This is a genomic window from Azospirillum sp. (genome assembly GCF_035627195.1).
GTDB lineage: Bacteria > Pseudomonadota > Alphaproteobacteria > Azospirillales > Azospirillaceae > Azospirillum.
This window is the reverse complement of the sequence record NZ_DASPMG010000099.1, coordinates 44,713-60,084: the sequence shown is the minus strand read 5'-3', so window position 1 is coordinate 60,084 and position 15,372 is coordinate 44,713. Positions and strand designations below refer to the sequence as shown.

The 15,372-nt window shown below is 67.7% G+C and carries 11 protein-coding genes; 8 read left to right on the top strand and 3 right to left on the bottom strand.

The features are described from left to right. Positions 1-149: 149 nt before the first annotated feature. Positions 150-1,226 (bottom strand): IS5 family transposase, encoded by a 1,077-nt coding sequence (locus VED21_RS09110; RefSeq protein WP_324882022.1) that lies wholly within the window; start codon positions 1,224-1,226, stop codon positions 150-152. Between the two features lie 233 nt (positions 1,227-1,459). Here VED21_RS09110 and VED21_RS09105 point away from each other — a divergent pair, with 233 nt between their 5' ends. The 6 genes from VED21_RS09105 to VED21_RS09080 all read left to right on the top strand — a co-directional run bounded on the left by VED21_RS09105 (position 1,460) and on the right by VED21_RS09080 (position 11,011). Beyond that, a complete protein-coding gene (locus VED21_RS09105) occupies positions 1,460-2,800 on the top strand; it encodes a phage head spike fiber domain-containing protein (protein ID WP_324882021.1) in 1,341 nt (446 codons plus the stop codon). Further along, positions 2,797-5,241, top strand: a complete 2,445-nt coding sequence (locus VED21_RS09100) for a phage head spike fiber domain-containing protein (RefSeq protein ID WP_324882020.1) — start codon at positions 2,797-2,799, stop codon at positions 5,239-5,241. The genes VED21_RS09105 and VED21_RS09100 overlap by 4 nt, the downstream gene beginning before the upstream one ends. A gap of 16 nt (positions 5,242-5,257) precedes the next feature. Continuing rightward, positions 5,258-5,569: a hypothetical protein gene (locus VED21_RS09095; protein WP_324882019.1), complete on the top strand. Its 312-nt coding sequence runs from the start codon at positions 5,258-5,260 to the stop codon at positions 5,567-5,569. Positions 5,570-6,703: 1,134 nt separating this feature from the next. Continuing rightward, positions 6,704-6,967: a hypothetical protein gene (locus VED21_RS09090; protein ID WP_324882018.1), complete on the top strand. Its 264-nt coding sequence runs from the start codon at positions 6,704-6,706 to the stop codon at positions 6,965-6,967. A gap of 17 nt (positions 6,968-6,984) precedes the next feature. Next, positions 6,985-7,371, top strand: a complete 387-nt coding sequence (locus VED21_RS09085) for a response regulator (protein WP_324882017.1) — start codon at positions 6,985-6,987, stop codon at positions 7,369-7,371. A gap of 1,117 nt (positions 7,372-8,488) precedes the next feature. Beyond that, positions 8,489-11,011, top strand: a complete 2,523-nt coding sequence (locus VED21_RS09080) for a PAS domain S-box protein (RefSeq protein WP_324882024.1) — start codon at positions 8,489-8,491, stop codon at positions 11,009-11,011. A gap of 84 nt (positions 11,012-11,095) precedes the next feature. Here VED21_RS09080 and VED21_RS09075 read toward each other — a convergent pair whose 3' ends face one another. After that, entirely contained in the window at positions 11,096-11,989 is an 894-nt protein-coding gene (locus VED21_RS09075) for a LysR family transcriptional regulator (RefSeq protein WP_324882016.1), read from the bottom strand. A 136-nt stretch (positions 11,990-12,125) separates the two neighbouring features. Between VED21_RS09075 and VED21_RS09070 the strand changes: the two genes are divergently transcribed. After that, on the top strand, positions 12,126-12,743 hold the full coding sequence (locus VED21_RS09070) for a class I SAM-dependent methyltransferase (RefSeq protein WP_324882015.1): 618 nt from the start codon (positions 12,126-12,128) through the stop codon (positions 12,741-12,743). Further along, positions 12,740-14,188 carry an MFS transporter gene (locus VED21_RS09065; RefSeq protein WP_324882014.1) on the top strand — a complete coding sequence of 483 codons (1,449 nt, stop codon included), beginning with the start codon at positions 12,740-12,742 and terminating at the stop codon, positions 14,186-14,188. Before VED21_RS09070 ends, VED21_RS09065 begins: the two co-directional genes overlap by 4 nt. Before the next feature lie 75 nt (positions 14,189-14,263). Here the strand turns inward: VED21_RS09065 and VED21_RS09060 are convergent, their stop codons facing one another. Beyond that, complete coding sequence (locus tag VED21_RS09060) at positions 14,264-15,331, bottom strand: EndoU domain-containing protein (RefSeq protein WP_324882013.1); 1,068 nt, start codon at positions 15,329-15,331, stop codon at positions 14,264-14,266. Between the last annotated feature and the right edge of the window lie 41 nt (positions 15,332-15,372).

Genomic DNA, 15,372 nt, shown 5'->3' with positions numbered 1-15,372 from the left:
CAGGCTGCGGAAAAAGGTCTCCGTGCGGGAGCATTCTCTCCGCTGAAGGCTGAAATTTGCGGTATCCCCACGCCTTTTGGTGGAAACCTGCGGGAATTGCCCCGCTTTCGAGGCCCGGAGCCGCCCAGCGGGCGGACTCCGGGCGTCGGCTATGTTGCTGGCAGCAGCTTGGGCAGGCGGATCAGGTTGTAGGCGGCGGCCGTCAGGGTGAACATCCAGCCGACGCGAGCCACGCCGCGATGGCGGGTCTTGCGCAGCCCAGCCCCTTTGATCCAGCCGAAGACCTCCTCGATCCGTTTGCGCAGGCGCAGCGACACCGCGTAGCCGGGGTGACGGGTGGTCCGGCCATCGATGGCCGAGCGGCGGTTGCGGGTGTTCTGGGCGACGTGCGGCGCGGCGCCCAGGCCGCGCATCCGGGCGACGAAGTCCTTGGTGTCGTAAGCCTTGTCGGCGCCCACCGTGATGCGGTGGCGTCCGGGGATCGCCTCGACCATGGACACCGCCGCCTCGCGCTCGGCGGTGCCGGTGGCCGGCGTCAGGCGGGTGTCGACCACCAGGGCATGGCGGTTCTCCATCAGCACATGGCCCATGAAGCTCAGCCGGGCCGTCTGCCCGTTGCCCTTGCGGTACAGCCGCGCCTCGGGATCGGTGGTCGAGGCGTGCGTCTGGTTGGAGCGCTTCTCGCCGTGGAAGTCACGTTCGCCGTTGCGCCCCGGTCCCGGCGGCTCGCCGCTGCCGTCCTTCGGGCGGAAGCTCTTGAGCGAGGCCCAGGCCTCGATCAGCGTGCCGTCGACCGAGAAATGCTCGTCCGAGAGCAGCGCCGTGACGCGCGGCTGGCCTAGCACGGTGGCCAGGAAGGTGGCGGCCACGTCGCCCTCCAAGAGGCGGTCGCGGTTCTTGGTGAACACCGTGACGTCCCACACCGGCGCATCCATCGACAGGCCGACGAACCAGCGGAACAGCAGATTGTAGTCGAGCTGTTCCATCAGCTGGCGCTCCGAGCGCACCGAGTAGAAGGCCTGGAGCAGCAGCGCCCGCAGCAGCTTTTCCGGCGCCACCGACGGGCGACCGATCTTGGAATACAGCCCCTCGAAGGCCGGCGACATCACCTCCAGCGCCTCGTCCACAATCGCCCGGATCGGCCGCAGCGGGTGATCGGCGGGAACCCGCGCTTCACAGCTCACGTAACTGAACAGCCCCTCGCTGCGCTCGTCCGTTCCGCGCATCGCCCTCTCTCCGGCCGCATCCCCCGCCACAGAGAATCACGACCAGGCGTCCAGGCCCACCCCTTTTTCCGCAGCCTGCTAACACCGTTGGGGAAATCCGGGCCGGCGGCACCGGACAGGCGGCCATTCTGAACCCACATGGGTCCGCGGCCTCCATCCTGGCAGGTCTGGCCTGGGCGGCCAATGACGCCGCGGCCTCCCTCTCGGGCGGAACCCCCGGCACCGACACGACCGTGACCCTCCCGTCCGGCCTGACCACGCTCCACCTCGGGAACCGCAACGGGTCCTTTTACGCCTATGGCCGCATCCGCCGCCTGACCCTTTATGGCCGCCGCCTGACCAACGCGGCCCTCCGGAAGCTGACCGCCAAGACCTCGGCCTTGCGTCTGAACTTTGCCGCCGACAAAGCCCTGGACCCCCGCGTCCAGTTCAACAGGGATTCCGTCGCGACGTACTGGGACGCCGGGGGCACCCTGCGGACCGCCCAGGCCAGCGTCCCGCGGTTCGACCACCAGCCGACTACCGGGACCAGTCTCGGCCTCCTGGTGGAAGAAAGCCGGGCCAACCTCCTGTGGCCATCGTCGGATTTCACGCACGCCAACTGGTCCAAGTCGGCGGTCACCGTTACGGCCGACACGGCCCTGGCCCCGGACGGGACCACCACGGCCGATACCTTCACGGATTCCAGCACCACGGACTACGGGGGTGCTGCGGCGGTCGCTGTCGTCGCGAACGACACCACGGCCCGGACCGCGTCCATCTTCGCCAAGGCCGGCTCCATGGGGTTCGTCCAGCTTTATGTCTCATACAGCGGCGGGACCCCGGTCAACGCCTTCGTCCGGGTCATCCTCAGCACCGGCACCGTGGACGGCACCGGGGGGAGCCCCGACCAGTATGGCGTCCAGGATGTCGGGGGCGGGTGGTATCGGGTCTGGGTCACCAAGGCCAACAACGGCTCCGGAAACACGTCCTGCGTCGTCAATATCTACGGCGACGCCGGAGCGGTCGAGACCACCGGAACCATCCTGATTTGGGGAGCCCAGCTTGAGGCAGGGGCTTTCCCCACGTCCTACATCCCGACCACGACCGCCGCCGTGACCCGTCAGGCCGACGTGGTGACCCTGCCGTTGGCTCTGGTCCCGGAGTGGAACCCCAGTGAGGGGACCCTGGTGGCCGGGGTGACCTTCCCGGTGGTCGATACGGCGGCGGTCAACACCCTGGTCCACCTGGACGACGGCACGGCCAACAACCGGTTGACGGTCCGGCGGGATTCCGGCGGGCTCGGCTTCCTGGTGACCACCAGCGGGAGCAACGTGGTCGGGTTGCCGGCCGGCACCCAGCCCCCGGCTGGTGTGACCCGCAGGATTGCCGCCGCGTGGAAGGCCGACGACTTCGCCGCGTCCTCCAGCGGGGGCGGGGTCCTGCCGGACACCAGTGGAGCCATCCCGGCGGGACTGACCACGCTCCGGATCGGCAACGCCACGGGGGTCCAATTCTGCAATGCCCCCATCGCCGCCATTGAACTCCACCCCAGCCGTCTGCCCGACGTGAAGTTGCGGGGCCTGTCAGCATGACCAATCCAGTCCTTGATCTGAATTTCAGCGGAAGCCGGGGCCTTGATCCCCGGCTTTCTTTTTTCCGGGCCGGCACGGCGACTTACTGGGATGAGTCTGGGACCCTCCGGACAGCCGGGATCAACCAGCCCAGGATCGACTGGGACCCGGTCACCAAGCGGTGCCGGGGGCTCCTGGTGGAGGAAGCCCGGACCAACGCGGTCATCAACAGTGAACAGTTCAACAACTGGTCCGCGTTCAACACCGCGGTCACGGCGAACGCCACGACGGCCCCGAACGGGATTCAGACGGCCGACGCCATCATGGAGACGAATACCACAAACCTGTTCGCGGTGTCGTCCAGCTACATCGCCAAACCTTCCGCGTCGTCGCTGCCGTACACGGCTAGCCTGTTCGTGAAGGCCAACGGTCGGACGAAGTTCATCATCCGGCTTGAGGGGACGGGTGCGGCCAGTTCGGCCGGCGTGAACTTCGACCTGTCCACCGGAACCATCGGGCAGGCCCTGGCCGGCGGCGGGTTCAGCGGGTGCACGGGGACCATTACCCCGGTGGGCAACGGCTGGTACCGCTGCACCGTGTCGGCAACGACCGACACCAACGCCGGGCTGATCATGCGGGTCTGGCTGCTGGAGCCCACCGGAAACAACTTCGCGGTGCCGACCTACGCCGGGGACACGACCAAGGGCCTGTTCCTCTGGGGTGCCCAGGTCGAACAAGGGGCCTGGGCCACCAGCTACATCCCGACCACCACCGCGGCGGCCACCCGTGCGGCCGACACGGCCACCCTGGACCTCGGGTTGGTTCCGGAGTGGGACAGCACCCAGGGGACCGTGGTGGCCGACACCCAGGCCATGGCCGCGGTCAACGGCTCCATGCTGTGGAGCCTGGGCGGATCGGGATCGGCCTACGTGATGCACTCCGGCACGACCGGGTTGCAGGCCAGGGCCGCGACCGCCAGCACGACCCAGGCCACGATCACGGCGACCGCGACCCAGACCATCCCGAACAAGACCGCGTTCGCCTGGGCCGCCGACGACTTCGCCCTGGTGGTCAACGGGGAGGTCTCCGGATCGGATTCCGCCGGGTCGGCCCCGTCGGTGACCACGCTCCAGGTCGGCATGGCCCCGTGGGCTTACGAGTCGTTCCTGAACGGCTGGGTCCGGCGGCTGACCCTGTACAACCGCCGGCTGGCCAACCCCACCCTCCAGACCCTGACGGCCCGATCCCCGGCCATCCGGCTCCGGCTGGACGCCCTCCAGTACCTCCCCCAAGAGGTAAGCTTTAGCCGGGCCTCCACGGCGACGTTCTTCGACAGTGCCGGCGTCATGAGGGTGGCCCCAATCGGTACCCCGCGGTTCGACTTCGACCCGGTCGGACTGACGTGTCGCGGCCTCCTGGTGGAGGAGGCCCGGACCAACATCCTGGGCGGGTCTGAAGATTTCGCGGGGATGTGGACCACCCAGAACGCCAGCGTGACGGCCAACGCCGCCACGGCACCCGACGGAACCACCACGGCCGACCTGATCACCGAGGACAGCAGCAGCACCTATCACCGGGCACAGCGGAATGCGGGCGTTAGCCCGTCTACGATCTACACGGCCTCCGTCTTCCTCCGGAAGCCAGCCAGCAATGGCCGGCAATATGCCAAGCTGGAAATCTACGGCTTTGGTGCATCAAACGATAACATCGCCATCGCGTACTTCGACTTGGTCGGGGGCATCGTCGCCCATGTTCAGGTCGGGTCTGCGGCAATTCAGAACGTTGGTGGAGGGTGGTACCGGTGCAGCGTCACGGCCACCACCGGCACCGGGCACACGGGTATTGCCGTGTCGGTCGGGCCGTCGGCTGGGACGGCCTACGCCTACCAGGGCGACAACGCCAGCGGGGTCCTGGCCTGGGGTGCTCAGGTCGAGGCCGGCGGCTTCACCACCAGCTACATCCCGGCCACCGGGACCAGCACGGTCACCCGGTCGGCCGACGTGGCCAGCGTCAGCCTGGACGACCTCCCGACGGTCCAGGAGGGGGCTTATACCCTCCTGGCTGAGGCCCAGGTCCCCGTGGTCAACACGGTGGCTATCCAGACCCTGGCCGCCCTGACGGACAGCGGGGGAACCAACGCGGCTGATATTCGGGTGCCTGGGTCCCAATCCGTGCGGGCCACGGTCCAGTCCGGAGGTGCCGGACAGGCCACGCTGGTCCTGGGGTCGATCCCGGTCGGGTCCCCGTTCCGCGTGGCCTTGGCCGCTGCGGCGAACGATTTCGCGGCCAGCCTGAACGGTGCCGCCGTGGTCACCGACACGTCCGGGGCCATGCCGGCCCGGCCTACCGCCCTGTACCTCGGGAGCTTGCCGGGGGGCACCGGCTGCCTCAACGGCCACCTCCGGGAGGTCGCCCTGTGGCCCGTGCGGTTCTCGAACGCCGTCACCCAGCTACTCGCCTAAACTGAGGAAATCCAACATGTTCACAGATTTGTATCTGCGGGCAGACTCCGAGTCTGCCCTGGCCGAAGCCATGCCGTGGTTCCGCCGGGACGGCGGCTGGGTGACCGCCTCGCACCACCACGCCCTGGATTTGATCGGGCCGATCACGATCACGCCCGCCGTCCTGGACGATGCCGGGGAGGTCGTGACGCCCGCCGTGATCGACGGGCGGTACCACGCCAACCTCCGGCTGTTCGGGGATCACCCCGACCGGGAGGCCCTCTTGGCCGGCCTGGAACCGGTGCGGATCGACCCCGAGCCCTCCACCCCGTCGCGGGTGTGGGCCTGACCCAGGGGGCGGCGTGCTCCTGAGCGGGGCCGTCTGACTGGTGGCCGGCGTGCTGGCCGTGACGGTCGGGGTTATGCTGTTCCGGCGGTTCGGTGACGCCCGGCAAGCGGCGAAATGAATCCGGCACATTTCAGGCTCGATGATGTTGGTGGTGAGGTTGCGTTGTCATCCTCCCTGGCCTTGCCTCCCCTCCCGCTCCCGCGGGAGGGGATTTCTTGCGGGCCGCGTCGTAGCCCCCGACGACATTGGCGGCCCGGCGGGGGAGGGGGCGAGCGGCTATGCTCGATGCCCTTCCCCCGCTCTTCGTCTTTCTATGGGATATTTCGCGTTTTCGCTTGGGCTGTGGTAAATACCCATCAGCATAGGGTGCAGGTGGCGGAAGTCGTCACCTCTGTGTAAAGGCTCGGGGGGAACATGACCCCCGGTATCAGGAGCGGCACCCCCCCGAACTCGGGATTTAGTAGTCCCTCCGTGATTGGAGCGAGTGGGGCGAACGGTCGGCCGAGTGTAAACAATCCGACGCAAACGATCCGGGCTCTGGGCTAGACACCAACCCGGACGGACGCGGACAGGTCTCGCAGCTTGCCGTGTCTCGCCGCTGGTCCCCATAGGGGAATAATCAAGACGTAAAGAGGTACAGCCCAACCGCCTCCGCCAAGGTCAAACTTGGTTGTCTCTGCGAGAGTCCAGGCTCCATACCGGAAGTCTGCGGACAGATCGAGCCCTGGAAAGGGCTTGGTCTGTCCGCACCACCCGGAAGGGTTCGAGACTTGAGTTTGACCTTGGGTCAAGCCCAGATCGAGAATGCCGGCGAGCGGACCGGACGCGAGCGACAGCGAGCGGGCGGGGAGCGAGACCGGCCGGGCGGACGCGAACGCAGTGAGCGGACGGCCGTTGGACCGGAACGAGGCCAGGACCCAGGTGGTGATCGAGACCAGCCGGAGATCTGGGCCAAGCTCAAGCCGTCACGCCACGGCGGCCCACTCTTGTCGGGCCGGGGCCAACCTGAGGTAATGCCGTGCTGGTCATAGGCTCACCGGCCGATGAAGCGGCTGGCCTTGACCAACGGACGGATTGCCTGCCGCTGGTTGCCAATGCACATAAGGTTGACGCGAATGTCTGCGACCGCCGGCCATGCACCGACTCCACGAAGATCAACGTCGGCTCCTGGAGTCGCTGAAACGGGCGGAGGAACTGGCCCGGACCATCGCGGTTGATTCGCGGCGGGACGCGGCGAGCGGACACCCGGAAGCCCAGGAGCGAGCCCAGCGGGCCAAGGAGATCCTGGACCGGGCCATGGAGTTGCGAGCCCAGGTCGAGGCCGCGGTGGAGCGGGCCATGCTGACCCAGGCCCAGGCCGCGGATCAGGTCCAGCCGCTCTTCCAGGCTCGGACCTGATTGGCAGGGACTGGGCGATGGACGATGATGGCGGACCGCGGGTCCACATTCTGATTGCGGAAGACGAGGCCCTAGCCGCCATGGCCCTCCAGGATGTCCTGGAGCGAGCGGGATTCCGGGTCACGCTATCCCATGACGGTCAAGCGGCCCTGGCTGACGCCCAGGCCGATCCCCCGGACGCTCTCCTGACCGATCTGAAGATGCCCCGCCTGGGCGGACTGGGCCTGATCCAACGCCTGCGGGCAAGCCGCCTTGACCTCCCGGTGGTGATCATGAGCGGGGACCCGCCGGCTGACTGGGCGGAGCAAGTCGTGGACGATGGCCTAGGCCGCACTGTCCTACTGGTGAAGCCGGTCAGCCCCTTGGAGGTCGTCAAGGCCATTCAGGCCGTTCTGGCGGTCTAAAAAGGCTACACCGTTTTGTAGTGGGAACCATATTCGTCGCATATTGTTTCGCTGAGGCTAAATGACAGCCTTTGCCCTCACCCCCTCTCTCCGAAGGAGAGGGGGTGTTTTGTTATTCAGCGGAGAGGGGTGCACCTCTCGGTAGTCCATTCCGGCAGCAGCATGTGATCGGTGGTCAGCTTCCGACTGCGACCGTGGCCCGAAGCCATTTAGGGAAATACCCCGGAACACCACGACGTGGCCGGCCGGGTTTAGCAAGCGGTGGTGAGGGTGGTGGCCGGCGATAAGTGACCCGTGCAGGCCATCATTGAAAGGCGGCGAGGGGCTTTGGCCCTTCGCCGCCTTTCTCTTCTGTGATGCCCCTGGTGTGCTCCCGGCAAGTACCTTGTCGAAGCTTGCCAGGGGTCCAGATCTGGGGGTACAAGATGGGGGTCCAAACTTGAACTTGACCCCTCTGTAAGGTGCTGAAAAACAAGGGAAATCGGGATTGCTAGGCAAATCCCCTTGGGGACGCCAACCTTTTCAACAGGTTGGCAAAAATCGCGAAACGGCTTTCCACAGAAGTTCCACAAGCCCGTAGCCCAGTGTGCGCCACACCGGGCCCCGAAATCATGCACTCCCTGCTCCCGCGAGGCACCAGGGAAACACATGCATCGGGTTCGATGACGGATGCGGCGATAACGCGGCATAGCAACGCGTTCTCGCTGCACAATGGCCATCCAAATCAATAGAGAGCCGGGGCGGCGAATCCGGATCAGAGCTTTCCAGCGCCCGGCGGCACGCGAGCGGCAGGTCCGCATCGCGGCTGGTGACCGACTCGGGAGGTCGTGTCCTTAGCGCTTGGCGGTACGCACGGCGGGAACGCGGAAGTGTTTCGACTTGGAAGGGAACCGTTGGCGGGTTCGGATCATTTTGTCGACCGTGAGGGTAGATGGTGTGCAGTCAGCCATCCAGTATGGAGGTTGTATATGCCTATCATGCGTTGCTAATACATTGCCTGAAAAAGATGCGTTGGCAGGCGTTCAGTCAAAGGACTGTAGATCTTATGACGCATGCTTTGCGTACGGAGCGAAGAAGTACTCAATCTCCTCGTTCCTATCGGGTGCAGACGTGGTTGGTGCTGCTGGTAATTGCATGCCTCATGCCGCTTTTGCTGTTCTCGGCGGCGCTCCTCCTCCGCAACACGGCGGTCGAAACGAACCAGACGGAACGGCTGGTTCGTGACAGGGTAGACCAGTTGGCGGAGGATGTAGACCGGGAAGTCGCACGCCTCATGGCGGCCGCCGATGTCCTGGCCACCAACGAGAACCTTTTGCGGGGTGATCTCGCCGCCTTCCACCAGCGCGCTTTGATGCTCCGCGACCGGCTCAACACCAATGTCGTGGTCCGTGATCTGTCCAGCCAGCAACTCGTCAACACCCGCGTGCCATGGGGAACCGTGCTGCCCCGCAATCCCGTGTCCGAGGTCGATAGGCGGGCCATCGAAACTCGACAGCCGCAGGTTTCAGGGCTGCTGACGGGTGCGATGGCGCAAGACCCATTGCTGATCGTCGTTGTGCCAGTGATCCGTGATGAGGAGGTCCGTTACCTGCTCAGCCTTACTATCGGACTGGAACGTCTCCAGGCGCTTGTTGCACCTGAGCGGCTTCCGCCGGGCTGGCTGGCCGGTGTCGTTGACGGCGACGGCCTCTACATCGCTCGATCCGCCAAGTCCGAGCAGTTCGTCGGCACCCGCCTCCCAAGCGAGATCTGGGAGCGGAGCAGGGGCGTCCCCGAAGGTGTTCACCGCATCTTCGATGCCGAAGGAAATGCGGCCTTGCAGGCTTACAGCCGCTCGCAAGTCTCTGGATGGCTGATCGGTGTGAGCGTAAAGGAGGACCTGATCGCCGCGCCGTCGCGGCAAACCCTCCTGCTCTTTTTGGCTGGTGGGCTTGTCCTGCTCCTCACCGCCATCAGCGGTGCCTTCATGTTGGGGCGCCGTCTGACGCGCCCGGTCCTACAACTCGTCCAGGCGGCAGAGGCCATGGGAGCCGGGCAACGGCTTCCGATCCAAGGTCGAGGGGTTATCGAGATCGAGAGGGTCAGCGATGCCCTGCAGGATGCTGCGGACCTCATCGAGAACCGCGCTACAGCCCTGAGCGAGAGCGAAAGTCGTTACCGCGCCATCGTGGAAACTGCGGTGGATGCTATGGTGGTCATTGATGAGGCGGGCATCATCCAGGCCATAAACCCGGCGGGCGAGCAACTTTTCGGCTATCAACCCGATGAAGTGATCGGGCGGAACGTCTGCATGCTGATGCCGGAGCCGTATCGTTCCGAGCACGACGGCTACTTGGCGAACTACCGGCGCACCGGCGAACGGAAGATCATCGGCATCGGTCGGGAGGTCGCAGGGCAGCGCAAGGACGGCTCGATCTTCCCGGCCGAACTGGCGGTTGCGGAATGGATTGCCGGCGGGCGCCGCTTCTTCACTGGGATCATGCGCGACATCACCGAGCGCAGGCGTGCCGACGAAGTCCTGCGCACTTCAAAAGCCGAGGCAGATCGGGCCAACCTTGCCAAATCCAAGTTCCTCGCTGCGGCCAGCCACGACCTGCGCCAGCCCGTACAGGCTCTGATGCTGTTCCAAGGCGCACTTGAGGGGCAACTCGCCGGCCATCCTGCCTTCCGCATGGTGGAATCCATGGGTGAACCGCTGGGTGGCCTGCGCATGCTGCTCGACAGCCTGCTCGATGTGTCCAAGTTGGACGCCGGGCTGATCGCCGCCAAGCCGGTGGACATGCCGATCATGATGCTCCTTGACCGACTTGGCGCCGAGTACCATCCCCAGGCCGTGGCAAAGGGGCTGCGCCTGCGCGTCGTCGGATCGAACGCGGTGGTGCGCAGCGATCCCGTCCTGCTGGAACGCTTGCTGCGCAATCTGATCGAAAACGCTTTACGCTACACCGAGCAAGGTAACCTGCTGATTGGTTGTCGGCGTCGTGGTGACCGGCTGCGGATCGAGGTTGTCGATACGGGTATCGGCATCGACCCCGCGCATCAGGCCGACATCTTCGAGGAATTCGTGCAGGTCGGGAACCCGGAGCGGGACCGCACCAAGGGGCTTGGGCTTGGCTTGGCCATAGTCAAACGGCTGGCTCGGCTGCTCGGCCACGAGGTGGTGGTCCGCTCCTCACTGGGGCGTGGCTCAGCCTTTTGCGTCGCGGTGCCCCTGGTCACCCAACCTGTGCATTACGGTTGGCGGAAGACCGAACCAACCAACGAAGATAAGCGCGGCCTCATCCTCGTGATCGACGATGAGCCGCTGGTGCGCATGGGCTTGGAAGCCATGCTGGAGGGCTGGGGTTATCGGGTGCTGACTGCCGGGTCCACCGATGAGGCTGTCAGCCACGTGGAAAGTGGGGCGTGGCCGCACGCCATCCTGGCGGACTACCGGCTGCGCGGGGGTGAAACGGGCCTGGATGCAATCCGCGCGGTGCACAGCCGCCTCGCCAAGCCGGTGCCCGCGACTGTCATTACCGGAGATACCGCGCCCGACCGGCTGGGTGAGGTCCGGGCGGGCGGCTTTACCCTGCTCCACAAGCCAGTTGCGGCTGACGAGTTGCGCAATACGGTCGTGGAGATGATGCGGCCAGACTGATTGCCGCCCCTGTGGCGACCCGGCGCAGGGCTGCTGGCGCCACACGAATTTGCGGCGGTGAAAGATGAGCGCCGCCGGGGCGCTTCACGGCCGCGCGCAGACGTCGCGAACGCAGCGGCGGAGCCAGCGGTGCGCCGGGTCGGCGTCGAGCCTGGGGTGCCAGAGCATCGACACCGTGATCCGGGGGGCGGTCATCGGAAGCGGAAAGCTGTGCATGCCGTCGCGCAGGTTGCCGGTGTGCCGCTCGGGAACGCTGGCGATCAGGTCGGTGGCGCGAGCCAGTGCCAGCGCGGTCGAGAAGCCGCCGACGATGGTGGCGACGTCGCGTTCCAGGCCGAGCGTCTGCAGGGCGTCGTCGATCAATCCCCGGTCGAGGCCCCGCCGCGAGACGAGGACATGCTTGCCGGCGGCAAACCGGGTGGGGGTGATGTCGCCCCGGCAGAGCGGGTGGCCCAGGCGCACGACGCCGATGAATTGGTCCTGGAACAGGGCCTGCGTGCGCACCTCCGGGCCCGTGGTGTTCGCCACGACCCCGGTTTCCAGGTCGACGGTCCCATCGCGAAGCGGGGCGCTGTCCTTGTCCTGCTTCTGCACGAAGCGCAGCCGCACGCCGGGCGCGTCCTCGGCCAGCCGCGCGATGAGGCCGGCGCCGAAGTTCTCCACGAAGCCGTCGCTCGTCCGCAGCGTGAACGTGCGCGCGAGCCGTGAGAGGTCGAGCGCCTCAGCCGGCCGCAGAACCGCCTCTCCGTCCTGCACGAGCCGGCCGACCAGGTCGCGGAGTTCGAGCGCCCGTGGCGTCGGCACGAGGCCGCGTCCGGCCCGCACCAGCAGCGGGTCGCCCGTCGCGTCGCGCAGCCGCGCCAGTGCCCGGCTCATGGCCGACGGGCTTAGGCGCAGGCGCCGGGCGGCGCGCGCGACGCTGCCTTCCGCGAGCAGGACGTCGAGCGTGACGAGCAGGTTGAGATCGGGCCGTGGCATGCAGCGATCCTAGCACCGTTCGGTGTGGCGTTGCGTGCACGAATACAATGCAAACGGTGCGTCTTCCGCCATGTCCGGCGCGGGGGCAGGCTTCCCGAAGCCCCATTCCGGGAGCAGAGAGGGAAAGGAAGCCAGCATGCCGAAGCCAATGGAACGCGAGGACTGGAACCGGCGCTACGCCGCGCAGGACTTCATCTGGACGGTCGAGCCGAACCGCTTCCTGGTCGCCGGGGTCGCGGACCTGCCGGCGGGCCGGGCGCTGGAACTCGCATCCGGGGAGGGACGCAACGCCGTCTGGCTGGCGGAGCAGGGCTGGACGGTGCGCGCCGTCGATTTCTCCGACGTCGCCGCCGAAAAAGGCAGGCGGCTGGCCGCCGCGCGGAACGTCGCCGACCGGGTCGATTTCCAGGTGGCGGACCTGCGGGACCATACGCCCGAGGTCCAGCGCTTCGACCTCGTCGCGCTGACCTACCTGCAAATCCCGCTGGCCGACCTTGCGCCGATCCTCGCGCGGGCGGCGCAGGCCGTGGCGCCGGGCGGCACGTTCCTGCTGGCCGCCCACGATCCGGCGAACCTGGAGCACGGCCATGGCGGCCCGCGGGATCCCGGCGTGCTCTACACGGCGGAGCAGGTGGTGGCGGCGCTGGGCGGAGAGCTCGTGATCGAAGAGGCCGGCCGCGCCGAGCGGCCGGTGACGACCGGTGACGGCGTCAGGATCGCGATCGATTGCGTGGTGCGGGGGAAGCGGCCATGACGGCGCGGCCTGATCCGGCAGCGGCCGGGGGCGCCGAAGGGGCGCCCGCGGCACGATGGGCGCTTGCCGGCCTTTCGGTCGCCATGCTGCTGTCCTCCCTCGGGACCAGCATCGCCAACGTCGCCCTGCCGACCGTGGCGGAGGCGTTCGGCGCGTCCTTTCAGGACGTCCAATGGATCGTCGTCGCCTATCTCCTGGCCAGCACCACGCTGATCGTCGGCGTCGGCCGGCTGGGCGACCTGTTCGGGCGCCGCCGGCTGCTGCTGGCGGGCATCGTCCTGTACACGGCGGCCTCGTTGCTGTGCGGGGCGGCGCCCACGCTGTGGCTGCTGATCGCCGCACGGGCGGCGCAGGGCCTTGGCGCCGCCGTCATGATGGCGCTGGCCATGGCCTTCGCCGGCCAGATGGTTCCCAAGGCCAGGACGGGCAGCGCCATGGGGCTGCTCGGAACGATGTCCGCGGTCGGCACCGCTCTCGGCCCGTCGCTCGGCGGCGTCCTCATCGCGGGCTTCGGCTGGCGCGCGGTCTTCCTGGTCAACCTTCCGCTGGGCGTGCTGGCGCTTCTCCTCGCCGCCCGCCGGCTGCCCGCCGATCGCGGGGCGCCGGGGGCGGAGCGGGGCGGCTTCGACGGGTCCGGCACGCTCCTGCTTGCGCTGACGCTCGGCGCCTATGCGCTGGCCTTGACGGCGGGGGGTGGCGGCTTCGGTCCGCTCAACGCCGCCCTGCTGGCGGCGGCGGCGGTCGGCGCCGGCCTGTTCGTGCGCGCCGAAGCGCGCTCGGCATCGCCGCTGATCCAATTGGCGATGTTCCGCGACCCGGTGCTGAGCGCGGGCCTCGCCATGGGCATGCTCGTCTCGACGGTGATGATGGCGACGCTGGTGGTGGGGCCGTTCTACCTGGCGCGCGGCCTGGCGCTCGACACCGTGCTGGTGGGCGTCGTCATGTCGGCCGGTCCCCTGACGGCCGCGCTGGCCGGCGTGCCCGCCGGCCGCATGGTGGACCGCTTCGGCGCGCGGCGCGCGACCATCGGCGGGCTGATCGCGATGGGCACGGGGTGCGGCCTCCTCGCCGCGATCCCGGCGACGCTCGGCATTGCCGGCTACGTCGCCCCCATGGTCGTCACCACCGCCGGCTATGCGCTGTTCCAGGCGGCCAACAACACCGCCGTCATGCTGGACGTCGCGCCGGACCGGCGGGGCGTCGTTTCCGGGATGATCAACCTGTCGCGCAACCTCGGGCTCATCACCGGCGCCTCGGTCATGGGGGCCGTGTTCGCCCTTGCGTCGGGGATGACCGGCATGGCCACGGCGCATCCCGAGGCCGTCGCCGACGGCATGGGCGTCACCTTCGCGCTGGCGGCGGCCCTGACCGCCCTGGCGCTGGGCATCGCGGCGGGAAGCCGCGCGCCGTCGCGGGGGGACGCCCGCGCCGCGTCGCGGGCATGAGGACCGGCGGCGCGGCGCCTGCCGTCGCCGTGCCGCCGTCCTTCCTTATCGGCCGGCCTTATCGGCCGGTCCGCTTCACAGGCGGCACAGGCAGGCCTTGGCCGGCTTGCCGCCGTCGCAGGACGGAGAGGCGTCCGGATAGAAGGTGCGGACGCCATGGTTCTTGATGACGGACACCGCGAAGTAGTCGATGCCCGGCGCCTTGACCTCCTTCAGGCACATCTGCTTGTCGGACGCGTTCTTCATCGCCTTCATGGCGGTGGTCGCGTCGACCAGGATCGTGCGCGCGTCCACCCCGTAGGCGTAGCCCTTCATGCAGTCGGTCTTCGGAGCCCCGGCGGGATCCAGGTACGACACGCCCAGGGTGTAGATGGGCGGGACGATCTCCCGCTGCGACGGATTGCACCGGTCGGCCGGGGCGAGCCCGGCCCACTTCTGCTCCTGCGCCTGCAGGTAGCGCGCGGCGAAGTGGAAGCCGCCCAGCGCCTTGCCCGCGGGCTCGCCGCAGAAGATGTGGACGAAGCCGGCGCTCTTGAACCAGAGCTGGGTGAGGCGGCCCTTGAAGCCGGGCAGGTCTTCCGGCCCGTCGCCGGCCACGCTGCGGCCGAGCGCCTCGTAGATGTTCGCGACGTCGTCGGCGAGGTCCGGACGGTCGAGCAGCTGGCGGAAGCTGGCCTCCGTCGGGTGGCTGCCCCACGGGCCGCACACGTCCAGAACCGCCTTGTCGAAGGCGCTGAGCGTCGGCGGCGGCGGCGTGGGGTCGTTCGGGCCGTCGTCCCTGGTGTCGAAGAAGGGCAGGAAGGCGGTGGTCCCGCCCACCGGCGGCTTGTCCGTGGCCGGCACGGGTGACGCCGAGGCCGACAGGGTGCCGCAGGTCAGGTCGACCCAGCGCGCGGGGCCGGAGGCGCCGGGGATGTCCAGGTCGACGTGGGTGCCGCCCTCCTTGTTGAGGCCGCGGACGGCGTAGGTCTTGCCCGGCTCCACCATGGCGGATCCGGGGTTGGTGCCGTTGCGGATGCTGGTCACGGCCGGGCAGGATGCATTCGCCGTGAAGGTGCCGGAGATGCCATAGTATGCGGCGGCCGGATGGCTGATGACGGCGCCGCCAACGGCCAAACAGGAAATGACAAGCATTCGCAACATCGCGTTATCCCCCAGGATAATGGTGACGAATCAAGAATACT